The 1,049-nt window shown below is 57.0% G+C and carries 1 protein-coding gene; it reads right to left on the bottom strand.

Annotated features, from left to right (window positions below):
- Positions 1 to 2 precede the first annotated feature (2 nt).
- On the bottom strand, positions 3 to 971 hold the full coding sequence (locus tag AC1RQG_RS27810) for an IS1595 family transposase (protein ID WP_493136652.1): 969 nt from the start codon (positions 969 to 971) through the stop codon (positions 3 to 5).
- Positions 972 to 1,049 lie beyond the last annotated feature (78 nt).

The following is a 1,049-nucleotide window of genomic DNA, read 5'->3' on the forward strand; positions in this document are numbered from 1 at the left end:
GGCTATGTCCTCGCTAAGTGTGGGAAGTAGCCGACCGCCGAACTGAGCATGACTTCCGGGCTGGCAATGCGGTCGCCGTCAACCGCCCAATGCCAGCCCAAGTAGTTAGGTAAATAGTGAGTCGCCACGCCATGGAAGCGGCTCATCCAGCCTTTGTAGCGGCTGTGGTAGGCGTTGACGTTTTGGATATGGATGGCACCGCGCACCCGCTGCCCAGCGCTTACATTGACGGACTGATGTGAAATTCCCGTGTCCCTGGCGAAGTAGTGATAGGCCGCATTGGCGTCACTGATCAACAGCACATCATCCTCCATGATTGGCAGCAGGCAGCGTTTGAGTTGTCGCTTGCTGACAGGGCCATGGCCAGCGACGAAATCGAGGGTCTGTCCTGTGCGGTCACGTGCAACCAGGATGCAAACCTGCTCATAGGAAAGCCCGCGCTTGGTCGCCGCCTCGCCCCGTTTGCGCGGTGGACGTGCGAGATGTCTGGCACCCTTTTCTGACTCAAGGCAATACATCTCGTCCGCTTCCATGATGCCCGCCAGGTGCTCAGGCCTGTCGGTCTTGGGCAGTGTCAGAAAACGATGGCGCCAGCGGAAGCTGGTATTTCTGTGTATTGCGACGCGCAAGGCGGCTCGCCTGACCGTATTTGCGCTGAGCAAGCATCCCGCATATTCGAGCCACTTGGATTTGTAGCGTAGTCGCGAAAGCGGCGTTCCCGTCAATGCATTGAATGTTCGGCCACAGTCCGCACATCGGAATCGCTGCAGTCCGTCCTTATGTCCATGTCGATGAAAATGCGCCGAGCGGCAGCGTGGACATGCCAAGTTGGCCGCAGCCGCACGCTCGATCACGCCTATGACTGTCTGTTGCTTATCTTCTTGGCCGAGATAAGCCAGTAATCGTTCGCGCTGCCGTAACGAAAGCGCCGCCAATCCGAGTAGCAACTTCTTAAAGTCAGCATCTCTCATCGCTCTCTCCAAGACTTGGGTGCTTAGTCTTGGACAAACGTTCCCAGGGGAAGTTCAACACTTAATGGGGACATAGCC

This window comes from Rugamonas sp. GW822-FHT03B10 (assembly GCF_058801745.1).

Coding starts and splice junctions, on each gene's coding strand:
- AC1RQG_RS27810 (WP_493136652.1), bottom strand. CDS start 971: ATGAGAGATGCTGACTTTAAGAAGTTGCTACTCGGATTGGCGGCGCTT.